Annotated in this window: 15 protein-coding genes and 1 tRNA gene; 9 read left to right on the top strand and 7 right to left on the bottom strand. The window is 32.5% G+C overall.

The window, feature by feature from the left end:
• Positions 1-9 precede the first annotated feature (9 nt).
• Positions 10-1599 carry a citramalate synthase gene (cimA, locus tag ABIN61_06475; protein MEO0293847.1) on the top strand — a complete coding sequence of 530 codons (1590 nt, stop codon included), beginning with the start codon at positions 10-12 and terminating at the stop codon, positions 1597-1599.
• 18 nt (positions 1600-1617) lie between these two features.
• Here cimA and trmB read toward each other — a convergent pair whose 3' ends face one another.
• From trmB to ABIN61_06450, 5 genes are all read right to left on the bottom strand, one after another.
• Complete coding sequence (gene trmB, locus ABIN61_06470; protein MEO0293846.1) at positions 1618-2535, bottom strand: tRNA (guanosine(46)-N7)-methyltransferase TrmB; 918 nt, start codon at positions 2533-2535, stop codon at positions 1618-1620.
• Between the two features lie 40 nt (positions 2536-2575).
• The gene (locus tag ABIN61_06465; protein ID MEO0293845.1) at positions 2576-2842 is read right to left on the bottom strand and encodes a GlsB/YeaQ/YmgE family stress response membrane protein; all 267 of its coding nucleotides are present in this window, start codon (positions 2840-2842) and stop codon (positions 2576-2578) included.
• A 21-nt stretch (positions 2843-2863) separates the two neighbouring features.
• On the bottom strand, positions 2864-3865 hold the full coding sequence (locus tag ABIN61_06460) for an HD domain-containing phosphohydrolase (GenBank protein ID MEO0293844.1): 1002 nt from the start codon (positions 3863-3865) through the stop codon (positions 2864-2866).
• 20 nt (positions 3866-3885) lie between these two features.
• Positions 3886-4716, bottom strand: coding sequence for an MBL fold metallo-hydrolase (locus tag ABIN61_06455; GenBank protein MEO0293843.1), 831 nt, complete (start codon positions 4714-4716; stop codon positions 3886-3888).
• Positions 4717-4860: 144 nt separating this feature from the next.
• Positions 4861-5913: a FlgD immunoglobulin-like domain containing protein gene (locus tag ABIN61_06450; GenBank protein MEO0293842.1), complete on the bottom strand. Its 1053-nt coding sequence runs from the start codon at positions 5911-5913 to the stop codon at positions 4861-4863.
• Positions 5914-6527: 614 nt separating this feature from the next.
• Here ABIN61_06450 and ABIN61_06445 point away from each other — a divergent pair.
• From ABIN61_06445 to ABIN61_06410, 8 genes are all read left to right on the top strand, one after another.
• A tRNA-Met gene (locus ABIN61_06445) sits at positions 6528-6601 on the top strand.
• Between the two features lie 15 nt (positions 6602-6616).
• The gene (locus tag ABIN61_06440) at positions 6617-7375 is read left to right on the top strand and encodes a class I SAM-dependent methyltransferase (GenBank protein ID MEO0293841.1); all 759 of its coding nucleotides are present in this window, start codon (positions 6617-6619) and stop codon (positions 7373-7375) included.
• A 34-nt stretch (positions 7376-7409) separates the two neighbouring features.
• Positions 7410-8615, top strand: a complete 1206-nt coding sequence (tyrS, locus tag ABIN61_06435; protein ID MEO0293840.1) for a tyrosine--tRNA ligase — start codon at positions 7410-7412, stop codon at positions 8613-8615.
• A gap of 2 nt (positions 8616-8617) precedes the next feature.
• Positions 8618-9568, top strand: coding sequence for a glycosyltransferase family 2 protein (locus tag ABIN61_06430; GenBank protein MEO0293839.1), 951 nt, complete (start codon positions 8618-8620; stop codon positions 9566-9568).
• Positions 9531-10400, top strand: coding sequence for a signal recognition particle-docking protein FtsY (ftsY, locus tag ABIN61_06425; protein MEO0293838.1), 870 nt, complete (start codon positions 9531-9533; stop codon positions 10398-10400). The genes ABIN61_06430 and ftsY overlap by 38 nt, the downstream gene beginning before the upstream one ends.
• The gene (locus ABIN61_06420; GenBank protein ID MEO0293837.1) at positions 10397-11506 is read left to right on the top strand and encodes an MBL fold metallo-hydrolase; all 1110 of its coding nucleotides are present in this window, start codon (positions 10397-10399) and stop codon (positions 11504-11506) included. The genes ftsY and ABIN61_06420 overlap by 4 nt, the downstream gene beginning before the upstream one ends.
• Before the next feature lie 13 nt (positions 11507-11519).
• Positions 11520-12071 carry a LemA family protein gene (locus ABIN61_06415; GenBank protein MEO0293836.1) on the top strand — a complete coding sequence of 184 codons (552 nt, stop codon included), beginning with the start codon at positions 11520-11522 and terminating at the stop codon, positions 12069-12071.
• A 2-nt stretch (positions 12072-12073) separates the two neighbouring features.
• The gene (locus ABIN61_06410) at positions 12074-13756 is read left to right on the top strand and encodes a DUF2207 domain-containing protein (GenBank protein ID MEO0293835.1); all 1683 of its coding nucleotides are present in this window, start codon (positions 12074-12076) and stop codon (positions 13754-13756) included.
• 404 nt (positions 13757-14160) lie between these two features.
• On the opposite strand, the gene ABIN61_06405 is transcribed toward ABIN61_06410, so the two are convergent.
• Both ABIN61_06405 and ABIN61_06400 read right to left on the bottom strand, forming a co-directional pair.
• Entirely contained in the window at positions 14161-14484 is a 324-nt protein-coding gene (locus ABIN61_06405; protein MEO0293834.1) for a S8 family serine peptidase, read from the bottom strand.
• Between the two features lie 35 nt (positions 14485-14519).
• Positions 14520-14923: hypothetical protein (locus ABIN61_06400; protein ID MEO0293833.1), on the bottom strand; the 404-nt coding region annotated here is incomplete at its 5' end.

Below are 14923 nucleotides of genomic sequence, written 5' to 3'. Positions count from 1 at the left end.
AGGATTAAAATGGGTGAAAAATTAATAAAAATATACGATGCTACTCTTCGTGAAGGAGCACAAGCAGAAGGCGTTTCTTTTTCTGTTACTGATAAGCTAAAAATAACAAAGCTGTTAGATGAACTTGGTATAGATTATGTTGAAGGAGGTTGGCCTGGATCTAATCCAAAAGATGAAGAATATTTCAAAGAAGTTAAGAAATTAAAACTGGATAAAGTTCGCATTGTAGCATTTGGAAGCACTTGTCACAAAAACACAAAACCTGAGGAAGATGAAAAAATTAATGCTTTACTTAAATCTGAAACTCCTGTGATTACAATATTTGGAAAAAGTTGGCCTCTCCATGTGAAAGACGCTTTAAGAACAACCTTAGATGAAAATCTAAGGATGATAAGAGAAAGTATTCGATATCTAAAATCAAAGAATAAAGAGGTTATCTACGACGCTGAACATTTTTTTGATGGGTATAAAGCGGATAGTAAATATGCTTTAAAAACCCTTGAAGCTGCTCTTGAAGGAGGAACGGATGCTTTAGTGTTATGCGATACTAACGGAGGCTGTCTCCCTGATGAAATTAAAGAAATCACAAAGGAAGTAAAGACTAAATTTCCAGACGTAATAATAGGGATTCATGCTCATAACGATTCAGGAACTGCTATGGGAAATACTCTTGCTGCTGTTTCAGCAGGAGCAGAGCTTGTTCAAGGAACTATAAATGGATACGGAGAAAGATGTGGAAATGTGGATCTTAGTGCTTTAATCCCTAATCTTCAACTAAAAATGGGATTTAATGTTTTGCCTCTAGTAAAGTTAGCTCAACTCACCCGAGTCGCAAATGCTGTAGCTTATATAGCTAACCAACCTCCACCTCACCGATCTCCTTATATCGGAAGAAGCGCTTTTGCTCATAAAGCAGGGGTCCATGTATCGGCTATGCGGCGAAATCCCCTTTCTTATCAACATATTAATCCAAAACTTGTAGGGAACGAATCAAGAATTTTGATTTCAGAGTTAGCAGGAAAATCTAATCTGATGAGTAAAATTGAAAAGATGAAGATTTTTGATAAAATTGATAATATAAACGAGGTTCTAAAAAGAATACTTAAAAAAATAAAAGAATTAGAACATGAAGGATTTAGTTTTGAAGGAGCTGAAGCTTCAGTAGAGTTACTATTACTTCGTTCGCTTAAAGATTATGCTCCACCTTTTAAAATGTTAGACTTTATGGTAGTGGTTGAACATAGAGAAAAGAGAGGTATTTTTGCAGAGGCAACAGTAAAAGTTCTTGTAGGCGATCAAGTTCTACACGTTGCTTCTGAAGGGAATGGTCCTGTTGACGCTTTGTACCTCGCTTTAAGTAAAGCTTTAAGACAAGTCCATCCTTATATAGAAAAATTTCACCTTGTTGACTATAAAGTTCATATTATAAATAGTGAAAAAGGAACTGGAGCAATTACAAGAGTAATGATTGATATGCAGCTTAACAATAAATACTGGACTACAGTGGGTGCCTCTACAAACATAATTGAAGCAAGTTGGATTGCTCTTTCTGATGCAATGGAATATGGAATAAATTTAAAAAAAGGATTAAGTGGTTAAATTTTTATAAAAAGAAAGTCATTTAGTGAGTGCCTTCATCTTATCTATAAACAATTTTAAAGAGAGAGTGCAGAATAGATTTTCTGGCATCTTAAGAATCCATTTATCCTTATTTTTTCCAATTATTATTGATTCTTTTCTAATTAAAGTATCATCTTTTAAGAAAATATTTAATAAAAATTTATCTTCTTTTTCTTCATATTTAAGCAATTTGGCAACAGAATCTTTTTTACAAATTGCTTCTTCTAACAATCCCTCTAAGAGTTTAGAAATATTTTGATGAGGAAGAGAAATTTCTTTAGGAATCTTATACTCTTTCATTCTAAATTTTTTCTTAGGATGAACTTTCTTTTGAAAAATCATATAAAAAATTTCTTTGCCTTCTTTCTTCCACTTCCTCTCATACTTGGTAGAGAAATGACCTGATAATTCGTTTGTCCAACCTTTTTTAAATAAAGAATTCCATAAATAAGTAGAAGCAATTTCTTCAAGAATAAAATCACGATAGAAAGGGTCATCCGTAGCGATTATCAATTTACCTTTATCATCAGAACAAGCTGCTGCAATTGTAAGAAACTCTCTATCAAGGAGTCTATTCTTTAGATGTCTTTTCTTTGGCCAAGGATCGGGAAAGTTAACATATATGTGAGAGAATGATTTTTCTGGAATTAAAACAACAAAAGCGGCTTTTGCTTCTAAACAAATTAATTTAACACTGGATATACCTTCTTTCTCAATTGCTTTTTTAGCTTTACGAAAAGATTCCTCTGAATAATCAATGCCCAAAAAATTTCTTTCAGGATGTGCTTTTGCCTTTTTTATTAAAAATTCTCCATTTCCAAATCCTATTTCACAGTCTATAGGATTATTGTTCCCAAAAAGTCTTTCCCATTTTAAGGGTCTATCTAACTCTTTCCAGTTGAGCCCTACATTCATAAGTAAAAATTAAACAAGAAATTATTTCTGTCAAGCTATATTATTTCTTCAACCAGTTAATTATAAATAAAAGCAATATAGCTCCTATAAAAGATGTTAACAAAGAACCAATAATACTACCCACGGATACTCCTAAAATTGATGAAATTCCAAAGAGATTAAATAAAAATCCTCCAATTAAAGATCCGATACAACCTATTATAATATTCCCTAAGATTCCATAACTTTCTTTCTTCTTCACAACCTTACTTGCAAGTGAACCCGCTATCGCTCCTATAATCAAAAACAAAAGTAGATTCATCTTCATATAATCCTCCTTTTATAGGTCTCAACTTATCTTACCTTCTCTAATCAACTTTAAAGCAATTTCAACTAATTTAGGATCAAATTGAGTTCCCGAATTTTCTTTAAGTTCCTTTATAATTCTTTCTTTTTCAAGACCTTCTCTATAAGGTCTTTCTGAAAGCATCGCACTAATTGCATCAGCAATAGCGAGAATCCTCGCAGATAAAGGTATTTCCTCTCCCTTTAATCCCTTAGGAAAACCATTTCCATTAAACCTCTCGTGGTGATATAAAACAGAATTCAAGATTTTTTTATTTTGAACTGAGGGAGAAATTATAAATTTCCCTATTTCAGGATGTTTCTTCATTATTTCATATTCTTTTTTTGATAAATTACGCGGTTTTAATAAGATAGAATCCGGAATGCCAACTTTTCCTATATCGTGTACTAAAGCTGCATAGCCAAGAATTTCCTTTTCTTTTTCAGAAAAACCAAGTTCTTCAGCTATTTTAATAGAAATATCCTTCACTTGCTTTGAATGTCCTTCCTGATAAGGGTCTTTCGCCTCAAGAGCATTAACTAAAGAAGTTATAGTATCAAGCATTCTCCTTTCTAACTTTTGTCTCTGTTCTTCTACTTTCCTTTCTAATTCTAATTGATAATTTTTCTTTATTTTTAAAAGAAAGTTTCTTTCTTTAACCTTCTCAAGGACTCTTATAAGTTCTTCGGGAAAGACAGGTTTTACAAGATAATCAAAAACCCCTAATCGCATTGTGCTTCTTATCACATCAATATCTTTAAACGCTGTAACCATTACTATTGAAACATCAGGATTTATGTTGATAAGTCTTTTTGCAGTTTCTATACCATTCATAGTAGGCATTTCAATGTCAAGGAGAATGCAATCATAATCAGTTTTCTTCTTAAATTCTTTAACCGCTTCTTGTCCATTTAATACTGCTTTGCACTGGTGACCTTGGATAGAAAGAAGATTAGAAAGAGACTTTAAAATTTTTTCATCATCATCTGCCAATAAAATTTCCATGGGAATTTTTTGGCCCTTTTTTACAATTCAATAACATCACCTTCTCGAGCTCCGAACACCTTTAATTCATTTCCTGTAATTCTATTTGCCAATTTTACGATCCTATCTATTTCTTTATCTTTTCTTGTAGGATCATAATGAGTAAGATAAAGTTTTTTCACATTACCCTCTTTTGCAAATTCTACAGCTTCTTCCCATGAGGAATGCCCCCACCCCTTATGTTTCTCAATTTCACTTCTTTCATACTGAGAGTCGTGAATAAGAATATCTGCATTTCTTATAAAATTTAGATGTCTCTCATAAGGAGTAATGGCAATATCCTGATGATCAAGTTCATTATCACTCATAAATACAAAAACTTTTCCATCTTCCTCAAACTTGAAAGCGTGAGTCTCAAGAGGATGATTTGTTAGGATAGAACAAATTTTCACTCCATCAATTGAAATGCCTGATTTTCTAATCTTTTCAAACTCAATCTTAGCTCCAACTTGTTTAAATGGAACAGGATAGTAAAGAGATTTCATTTGTCCTTTTAGAATATCCAATAATCTTTCATAAGTAGGGGAGGCAGCAAATATCTTTATTGAGAAATTCGGATTATAAATAGGAACAAAGAAAGGGAATCCTTGAATATGATCCCAATGAGAATGAGTAAGAAATAAATTAATCTGATTTATATTTTCTGATATGATATGATTTGAAAGAACTCTTATTCCAGAACCTGCATCTATTATAATTTTCTTCCCGCTTTTTATAGTTATCTCTACACAAGTTGTGTTACCTCCATATTTAACTGTATCTCGTCCGGGTGTTGGTATAGAACCCCTTGTTCCTAAAAGTCTAATTTTCATATACTGAATTTAATAAAAAATTTTAATTTTGTCAACCTTTCATTTTTAGTAAACTTCTCTAAGTTTAAGATAATCCCATTTATTTTTCACCATACTAATTTCATACATCTTGAAAATCCATAAAATGAAAAGCATTCTATACAATTATCGCATTAATACGATTTTACCTGTGTGAATCTTATTATTATCTACCTTCAACTTATAAAAGTAGATACCACAAGGAAGTAAATTGCCTATAGAATCTTCTCCATACCATTTATATGTATACTCACCTTTTTCTTGAGGTGTATTAACTAGCGTTTTTACTATTCTTCCCGAAATATCGTGTAAAGTCAACTCAACATAACCTTTTTCTGAAAGAGAATACCGAATTGTTACATAATCTGAGAATAGCTGCGGAAAGGAGAGACATTTGATCCTATTTAGATTCTCAGTCTCCTCTGCTTTACCTGTAAAGGAGGTAAGTCTATCAAGGGTTAAAGCATTAGTGAAATTCGGGTCTGTTTCTTCTGGAAAGCTCCATACACTCACAACTGTTCCATAATCTTCAGCTAAAAATTGATAGGAGATAGAAGTCACAGTGTCAGAGTAAGAAAATCCAGGTATAGTTATTTTCATAACAATAGTGTCGTAAGAGCACACGCGAAGACATTCATAGCTTCCATAAGGTATATTAACAGTTCCAAAGGCGTTAATATTTTTAGTTCCAAAATAAAAATATTCTATTGTACCCGTTTCTTCTTTCATTTGGAATCCCCAAGAGTATCTCCAAGAGTCTCCGTATTTTAAAGGTAGTGGTTGTAAAAAAGGAGGTTCGTATTTATGTAGGAAAGTATCACCTTCAACTATTCCAACCATTCCGAGAGTTTTAATAAAGTTATTATCAAGAACATGATATAGATAAACTTCTCCCGTGTCAGATGGTGAATAATCAACAAGATTTGTTCCTGGAAATGAATCTATAAATGGAGCGGAAGAAGATTCTATTATTATTGCTGTTCCCTCTTCACTACCCATGGGTTGTAAGAAATTCCACTCCTGGGGGCCACCTGTAGTTCCAAGATTAACAGTTACGTTCCCTGCGCTATTCTGAGTAATTTGAGTCCCTATTTCGTGAGGTATTTCATCCCAATCAATTTGAATTTGGGCAAATACACAAAAAGTAAAAAATAACATAATAAAATATAACTTTTTCATATAAACTTCCTTTTTATAAGAAAATTTTATAAATATTTTTTAAATTTGTCAAGATGTTTTTGTGACTCCATATAAACTCAGGAAGTTTTTTCTAAACAAACTTAACTTTTTATCTTCCTTCTTATAATAAAATTTTATTAAGGAGAAAAATTAAAAATATTTCTGAGAATTTTAATTTTGTTCTTCATTAACACCTGTTTAAAGAAGCCTCTTAGCAAAGAAAGCCCTTACGAAAATACGAAGTTACTTAGCTACTCCTTATAGTAATTCTTCTCTCTTTCCCAAAACGAGATATGAAGACAGCGCCAAGGTGAAAATCGAAGTGGATAGCTTTGGTATTCATATCTTTCATAGAAACGCATTATTAAATTGTTGTCTCGATTCTATTATGGGAGAAAATGCCTATAGTAGAAGATAATATAAGGCTTTATGAAGATCATTTTAGTCCACAATGCTATTGTCTCTGTCTCTATGAAATTATAGAAGTTAAAAGAAGTAGGCTCTTACTTTATTTAGATTTTTGTAACAAAGAGTTTTGTGTTTCGAAAAAGAATTGAGGTTGCTCTTAAATAAAAGCTTGACTTTCTTATTTATTTCAATATAATTTAAGTTAAGGCGGCGTAGCTCAGCTGGTTAGAGCAGTGGAATCATAATCCACGTGTCCGGGGTTCGAGTCCCTGCGCCGCTATTTTTTATATATTTTATGGAGTATAGAAAGTTTTACGAACTCATTGGGAAGTATTACCCTGAAGAAAAAATAAATTATTCTAAACCTAACAGTCGCATTAGAGAAAAACTAATTAAAGAATATTTAAAAAGAGAAAAAGGGCTTATAATTGACATTGGGTGTGGAGAAGGAAGATATTTAAAAGAAAATATAATAGGTGCGGATATCTCAATAGAAAAGCTTAAAAAAGCTAAAAAGAAAAGAAATCTCTCACTCCTTATTAATTTAGATATAGAAGGAGAACTTTGTTTTAGAGATAATTCTTTTGACTTTGTTTTATTTTCTGAAGTTCTTGAACATCTGAGATTTCCTGAAAAAGCCCTAAAAAACATATTTAATATCTTAAAACCTTCTGGAAAGCTACTTCTTACTGTCCCCCACAGATTAAGAAGGGCTATTGAATATGAGGATATCAAACCTTTACGTGAATATGGAATAAAAGAAGGAACTTATGGGAATAAATATATACACAGGAATTTCTCAAAAGAAGAAATTGCAAGTTTATTAAAAAAAACTGGTTTTGAAATCGTAGAACTTTATTCGATTGAAAATGAACTTAGGGGGTGGGGTAAGTTTGTTCTCCCTTTTATCAAATTCCCAAGATTTTATAAAATTATAGAACCTATATATCTAAATTTTGTATACAATTTTCTTTTTGAGACAGGACTTATAAAATTACAAAAGAAAATTTTCAAAGAAGGGATGAGATTATTTACTCTTTCTATAAAACCTTGACAAATAAAGGGAATATAATACTTTTTATAAACTTATATTCCTGGAGGTAAAAATAAACCCTGAAATAGAGAAAATATTAGCAAGAGTTGATACTGTAATAACAGAAGAAGAATTAAGGGAAAAACTTAAAAAAAATCGTCCCTTAAGAGTAAAACTTGGAATAGACCCCACTGCTCCTGATATTCATCTTGGTTTTGCTGTTGTGCTTCATAAGCTAAAAGACTTTCAAGATCTTGGGCATAAAGCAGTTCTCATTGTGGGAGATTTCACCGCAAGGATTGGAGATCCTTCGGGAAGATCAAAAACTCGTCCTCCTTTAAGTGAAGAAGAGGTTAAGAGAAATATGGAAAGTTATGAGGAGCAAATTTTCAAAATCTTAGATAAAGAAAAAACTGAAGTCCGATATAACTCTGAATGGCTTACAAAATTGACACCCTCAGAGATTGTAAAACTCGCTTCTCGAATAACTGTGGCAAGGATGTTGGAAAGAGATGATTTTGCAACAAGGTATAAAAACGAACAACCTATAGCTCTGCATGAGTTTCTCTATCCAATATTCCAGGCCTATGATTCTGTGGCTGTTAAAGCAGATGTAGAGCTTGGCGGAACTGATCAACATTGGAATCACCTCCTTGGAAGAGAAATGCAAAAGAGTTTTGGACAAGAACCTCAAGTAATTATCTTAATGCCAATCCTTGAAGGCTTAGACGGTAAGAGAAAAATGAGTAAATCCTATGGAAATTATGTAGGCATTGCTGAATCTCCTAAAGAACAGTTTGGAAAAATAATGTCTATTCCAGATGAGTTAATTTTAAGGTATTTTGAATTATGTCTTTCTTCCAGTAAGGAAAATTTAGAAGCTTTGAAAGAAAGATTGGAAAAAGGGGAAAACCCACGAGATCTTAAGTTAGAACTCGCCGAAAAAATTGTCTCTTATTATCACAATAAAGAAGAAGCAAAAAGGGCAAGAGAAGAATTCATAAAAGTTTTCTCAAAAAGAGAAGTTCCTGAGAATATTGAAGAAATAAAAGTTAAAAAAGGAGAGAAAATTTGGATTGTAGAACTTCTTAGTAAAGCAGGTTTAGTAAAATCCCGAGGAGAAGCAAGAAGACTTATAGAAGGTGGGGCTCTTAAGATAGACAGTAAAAAAATGGTAGATTCTACTTTGAATTTGTCTTTTGAAAAGGATACTGTTATAAAATTAGGAAAAAGAAAATTTCTTAAAATTAAAGTCGAATAAAAATGGGAAATAAAATTTCAATTATAGTCCCAGCTTACAACGAAAGAGAGAATTTATCTCCCTTAATGAAAGAAATAGATTCTATGGTAAAGAGAGATAAAAGGAATTATGAGGTTATAATTGTGGATGATGGTAGTGAAGATGGAACATTTGAGGAAGGCAATAGACTAAAGAAAGAATATAAATATCTAAGAATTCTTAGACACAAAACAAATCTTGGGAAAACAGAAGCAATATTAACTGGTTTTAGAAATTCAGAGGCGCCAATTTTAGTAATTATGGATGCAGATCTCCAATTCGATCCCAACGACATTCCTAAGCTCTTAGATGAACTTGAAAAAGGTTACGATATAGTCACAGGATGGAAACAAGGAGCTTATGAAAAAAGATTTGTTTCTTCTATCTATAACTTAATTTCAAGATGGATTTTTCATCTACCAATACACGACCAAAATGCAATTAAGGCTTTGAGAAGCAACATATTAGAAGAAATAAACTTAAGAAAGGATTGGCATCGTTATATAGTCGCCTTAGCTGTAAATAAAGGGTTTAAGGTTTCAGAAGTAAAAGTTACTTTAAGAGAACGTTTGTTTGGAAAATCTAAATATACTGGGAAAAAAAGAGTAGTAATAGGAATTATGGATCTTTTAGCAGTAAAGATTCAAATCTCTCTATTAAGGAAACCTTTTTTGTTTTTTGGAACTTCTGGAAGTGTTATGATTCTCTTGGGAGGGATAGTAGGAATTTATGGAATTATTAAAAGATTTGTTTATCACCATGGCTATAGGCCTCTCTTATATTTGGTTATTCTTCTTGTTATCTCAGGATTAGTTCTTTTCACAATAGGATTTATATCTGAAGCACTAACTGCTTTATCTGAAGATATAAAAAGGCTTGAAAGGGAAATTATCTCTCGTGAGCCTAAGAGAAAAACTTCAAAAAACAAGAGATAGTTTTAGCAAAAAATTACGAACAATTTTTGGAAGAAGGGATCCAAAGGCTCTATTTGATATTGAGAATCTTTTGTTAGAGGCAGACTTTGGTGTTGATACAACAAGATCTCTGATTGATTTATTAGAAAAAACCACTCCAGATAGATACTTGTCTTTATTGAAAGAAGAACTTTTAAAGATTCTCAAAAAACCTATTTGTGAAACTAAATCTTATAATAAACCAATTGTAGAACTATATGTTGGAGTCAATGGGGTAGGGAAGACCACAACGATAGGGAAAAGGGGTTGGCTCCTTAAACAAGAAGGGAAAAAAGTCCTTTTAGCTGTAGGGGATACTTATAGAACTGGAGCAAAAGAACAGCTTTCTATATGGGCTAGTAGAATTGAAGCAGATATTGTCAAATCAGAATATGGGGCAGATCCTGCTGCTGTTTGTTTTGACGCTGTAGATGCTGCAATAGCAAGAAAAGTAGATTACCTTCTAATAGATACTGCAGGTAGGCTCCACACAAGGAATGACCTTATGACAGAGATGAAAAAAATAAAAAAGGTTCTAAAAAAGAAAAGAGAAGATCTACCACAGGAGACTATTCTAGTAATTGACGCAACAACAGGACAAAATGCTCTTCAGCAAGCAAAACAATTTAACGAAGAAATAGGAATAACAGGAATTGTTTTGACTAAACTAGATGGGACTGCTAAAGGAGGAATAATCTTTGCTATTGTGAACGAAATAGGAGTTCCTGTGAAATATATAGGTTTAGGGGAAAAAAAAGAAGACTTAATGCCATTCTCTCCAGAAGATTTTATAGAAGCAATTTTAGAAGAATGACACCAGAAGAATATTTCAAAAAAGATCTTAATAAATCTATAGAGATAGAAAACCTTAAAGTCACACCAGTTTGGTTTGATTCAATGGGAGCAAAATCTATGTGCACATTCATTGAATCTCCAGAAGTCAAAATAATTATAGATCCGGGATTTGCAATAATGCAACCCTCCTATCCTTTAAAAGAGAACGAAAAACTCCTTTTTCTTGAAGCAGCGGAAAAAAGAGTAAAAGAATTTACAAAAAGGGCTGAAATAGTAATAATTACTCATTACCACTACGACCACCACAAAAGACCAATAGAGTTCCCAGAAAGCTATATAAATAAAACACTTTATATAAAAAATCCTAATGAATGGATAAATTACTCTCAATGGGAAAGAACAAGAATAATGTACGAGGACCTGATAAATATATTAGGTAAGTTTTTGAATACAAAAGACTTATATGAAGAACCAAAGGAGAAAGAATATAAAGATCCTTATGAGGATTTAAAATTGGTGCAAAAGAAAGATTTTGGAGATTATAGTAAAAGACGAGAACAACTTTTAAAAATTTGGAGAAACAATATGTTTAGCAATGCAACTTTTTGGAAAAAAGAGCTCTGGTTAAGAGAATTTGAAGTAGAAAAAACCAAAATAAATTTCATTAAAAAAGGAATTATAAGTTTCGGGTTAACAAATATTTATTTTCCAGGTCCTTTTTTCCACGGAATAGAATATGCTAAAACTGGTTGGGTAGAGCCTCTTTTAATAGAAAGAAAAGGAGTAAAAATTTTATTCTCATCAGACATTATGGGTCCAAACATTGAAGATTACGCATGGTGGATAATAGATGAAAATCCAAACGTGATAATTCTTGATGGTCCTTCTACGTATCTTTTAGGTTATATGTTCAATCAAGTTAATTTAGATAGATGTATAGAAAACGTTTCAAGAATAATAAAAGAGACAAATTTTGACATTATGATTTATGATCACCATTTACTAAGAGAAAAAACTTACAAAGAACATATGGGAGATTTTTACATTCTCGTAGAAAAGATAGGGAAAAGAGTTATTACAGCTGCAGAATGGTTTGGATTAAATCCTCTTGTAGAGTTACTGTAAAAGGAGGCAACTTATGATTATTTTTATAGGAATTACACTCATCGCAATTATTGGTGCCATCTTTGTGATTGTCACTTATAATTCTCTTATTCGCTTAAGGAATCTTTGTGATAATGCTTGGAGTGACATTGACGTTCAACTTAAAAGAAGATATGACCTTATTCATAACTTAGTTAATACAGTTAAAGGATATGCAAAACACGAAAAAGAGGTTTTTGAAAATATTACAAAAGCAAGGGCAGAAACTACCATAGCAAAGACACCCATAGAACAATCTAAAGCCGAAACCATGTTAACCAGAGCTCTCCGCCAGCTATTCGCAGTTGCAGAAAATTATCCTGAATTAAAAGCAAACACAAACTTCCTTGAACTCCAACAAAATCTATTTCAAATTGAAAACGATATTCAAAACGCAAGAAGGTATTATAACGCTTTAGTTCGTGACAATAATATAAAAGTTGATTCCTTTCCTTCAAATATAGTCGCCTCAATTTTCAAATTTAAAAAACGAGAATTTTTTGAAGCTGAGATGGGGGAGAGAACTACTCCAAAAGTTGATTTTTAGATATGTTATTGTTATTCATAGGCTTATATATACAGTTATTTGATAATGAAATAAGATTAAATAAGGATGGTTCTTTGAATATAACGGAAAAAATATTAGTAAATTTTGAAGGTGGTTATCACCATGGAATTTATAGAATTATCCCTATTGAACTTAGAGGTATGACAAATAATTATTCGTTAGGTTTCGATGTGAATCAAATTTTAATGGATGGAGAAGAAGTTTCTGTAAAACAAACTAAAAATCGGTATAGAGGAGGAACAGACTTAAGCCTTCGAATTGGAGATCCAAATAAGCTAATTACTGGAATTCACTTATACACAATTAAATATTCTGTTGCTCTTGGAGTAAGATACTTCAAAGATTGGGATGAATTATATTGGAATGTAACAGGGAATAGATGGGAATTCAGAATTGATTCTTCTATCTGCACTGTAATATTTCCTTCTCCAATAAAACTATCAGAAAAGGATATAAGAATATTCGTGGGTTCATACGGTTCTAAAGAAACAATAAAAAGTTACATTCTTACTTTCGATTCCCTTTCTTTTGTAACAGGTTCATTATACCCGGGATATGGGACTACTCTTGCTATAAGATTCCCAAAAGGCTACTTAACTAGCCCTCCTTTTCTCACCAATTTTTTCCTAAACCTGAAAAACTACTTAGGCCTTACATTTGCTATTTTATTACCATTAACATCCTTCATCTTTCTATTTAAGAAATGGCTCAAAGAGGGAAAAGACCTCCCTACAGGAACCATTTCAGTTAAGTATAAGCCCCCCGAAAACTTAACTGCGGCGGAAGCAGGCACAATATTAGACCAAAAAGTGGATATGGCAGACATCACATCTATCTTATTTGATCTTGCAAGGATGGGATATCTATCAATAGAAGAAATCCAAACAGAAAAATTTCTATTTCTTAAAAATAAAGATTATAAAATTAAGATTTTGAAAGACATAGACTTAAACGAGAAAAAGCATTTAAGGACGTTCTTAAAAGGGCTAAAAGAAAAAGGCGGAGAAGAGTTTTTATTATCTAAATTAAAAGGTGAATTTTATATATATGTTGATTCTATAAGGGAAGAATTATATAAATTAGCAAAAGAAGAAAACTATTTTTATGGAAATCCTATAGAAGTGCGAATGAGATATCTCGGTATAGGTTCTTCTTCTGTAATCATAGGTTTTATGGGGATGATATTTTCTTCAATTTTATCAATCCCAGTTATCCCTGGAATTATGGGTGGGATTGTAATCAGCGGTTTAATAACTATATGTTTTGCACCAATAATGCCAAAACGAACATCCAAAGGGAGAGAATTATTAATAGATATCCTTGGGTTCAGAGAATTTCTAATAAGAGTCGAGAAAGAAAGATTAAAGAAAATGCTTGACCAGAATCCTACAATTTTCTTTGATTTTCTCTCATACGCAATAGCTTTAGGTGTTGTAGATGAATGGGCAGAAAAATTTAGAGAATTTGAACTTATGCCTCCAACTTGGTATAAGACATACGGCGTTTACGGACCCATTAAGATAACTCATATCTCACACTCAATCGGCGATTCTATAAGTGCCTTTTCAGCTGCCTCAAGCTCACCAAGAGGAAGCTCAAGCGGATTCGGAGGAGGCGGATTTTCTGGAGGCGGAAGCGGAGGAGGCGGCGGAGGCGGATGGTAAGTCGAACTCAAAAGCCATAAGCCATTAAAAGAAAAGAACTTAAACCAAAATAAAACCCACAAAAATGCTTAAAAAGCAATGTCTGATAAGATATATTATGTAAACTTATATCAAAACTTATATTAAGAATTAGTTTTTAGCGATGCTGGTGCGATTATCTTGCTTGCCAATTTAGTATTGGCGAACTGGTATTTATGTGTGCAAATAACAAAATTATTGTGCTTTAGCTCTTCCCTATTTTTAAGTTTTTGGTGGCTGTATTAAATTCGTGGAAGCCAAAAAGAGAATAATCTTCGGCAAACTTATTGGTATCTCCTAAAATAAGTTTAATGTTTCTAAAGCTAACTCCAGAAAGAAGTTCCTCAATTTATGCCCTTGAATAGTATTATCTTACACTCTCAATACTAATCTATTACTTGATTTGGAGCAAGATTTGGTTCTCGGGATAAAAGAAGTCCTACCATACCTGAGACAAAGGCACAGGATGCAGAAGTCCCACTCATAAGTCCGTATTCTCCATCTAACATCGTGGTATAAATGCCCACTCCAGGAGCAGAACAATGAACATAAGTGCCAAAATTGGAAAAGCTTGCTTTTCTGTCATCTTTATCCGTTGCTGAAACCCCTATTACTTTGGAATAAGAAGCAGGATATAAAGATTGAGAGGTATTGTCATTACCTGCAGCTGCAACAAGGATACATCCTTTAGATACGGATTCAAATTTCAATTAATATTTAATTTAAAACATCCTACCCCAGATGTTTAGTTTTTTTTAGTGTCAACCTCTTTTAGTTTTATGTCGCTTCTTATTATACAAAGGTCTCCGTAACCAAGGCTATCTAATTCTCCTCGATACTCTAATTTCCACAACTCAAGTGTCTGCTTTTTCTTATTGAACCGTAACTCTCCTTTTAACTCTCCTATGTCTAAACCCTCAGGTAAATAATATTCCTTATTATCTAATTTAACTTTATATTTATTACCTTCTTTCTTAAAAGTATAATACTCACCAAAAATCCTAATAGGTTTTTCGCTCCAGATTATCTTCTCCCTTCCATCAGGCATCCTTATCCTTTCTTCAACTATTCCCTCAGGCTCTTTAACTTCTCCAAGATAATTCCCATTGTAATCGTAGTGCAAAAATATTTCTTTGCCATACTTAAGGA

The organism is candidate division WOR-3 bacterium, from assembly GCA_039804165.1.
Classification (GTDB): domain Bacteria; phylum Hydrothermota; class UBA3072; order UBA3072; family UBA3072; genus JAFGHJ01.
The sequence above is the reverse complement of the archived record's forward strand: the minus strand, read 5'-3'. Positions and strand labels throughout refer to the sequence as shown.

What these genes read in the sequence shown, in the direction of transcription:
- cimA (MEO0293847.1), top strand. Translation starts at nt 10, where the DNA reads ATGGGTGAAAAATTAATAAAAATATACGATGCTACTCTTCGTGAAGGA.
- trmB (MEO0293846.1), bottom strand. Translation starts at nt 2,535, where the DNA reads ATGAATGTAGGGCTCAACTGGAAAGAGTTAGATAGACCCTTAAAATGG.
- ABIN61_06465 (MEO0293845.1), bottom strand. Translation starts at nt 2,842, where the DNA reads ATGAAGATGAATCTACTTTTGTTTTTGATTATAGGAGCGATAGCGGGT.
- ABIN61_06460 (MEO0293844.1), bottom strand. Translation starts at nt 3,865, where the DNA reads ATGGAAATTTTATTGGCAGATGATGATGAAAAAATTTTAAAGTCTCTT.
- ABIN61_06455 (MEO0293843.1), bottom strand. Translation starts at nt 4,716, where the DNA reads ATGAAAATTAGACTTTTAGGAACAAGGGGTTCTATACCAACACCCGGA.
- ABIN61_06450 (MEO0293842.1), bottom strand. Translation starts at nt 5,913, where the DNA reads ATGAAAAAGTTATATTTTATTATGTTATTTTTTACTTTTTGTGTATTT.
- ABIN61_06440 (MEO0293841.1), top strand. Translation starts at nt 6,617, where the DNA reads ATGGAGTATAGAAAGTTTTACGAACTCATTGGGAAGTATTACCCTGAA.
- ABIN61_06430 (MEO0293839.1), top strand. Translation starts at nt 8,618, where the DNA reads ATGGGAAATAAAATTTCAATTATAGTCCCAGCTTACAACGAAAGAGAG.
- ABIN61_06420 (MEO0293837.1), top strand. Translation starts at nt 10,397, where the DNA reads ATGACACCAGAAGAATATTTCAAAAAAGATCTTAATAAATCTATAGAG.
- ABIN61_06415 (MEO0293836.1), top strand. Translation starts at nt 11,520, where the DNA reads ATGATTATTTTTATAGGAATTACACTCATCGCAATTATTGGTGCCATC.
- ABIN61_06410 (MEO0293835.1), top strand. Translation starts at nt 12,074, where the DNA reads ATGTTATTGTTATTCATAGGCTTATATATACAGTTATTTGATAATGAA.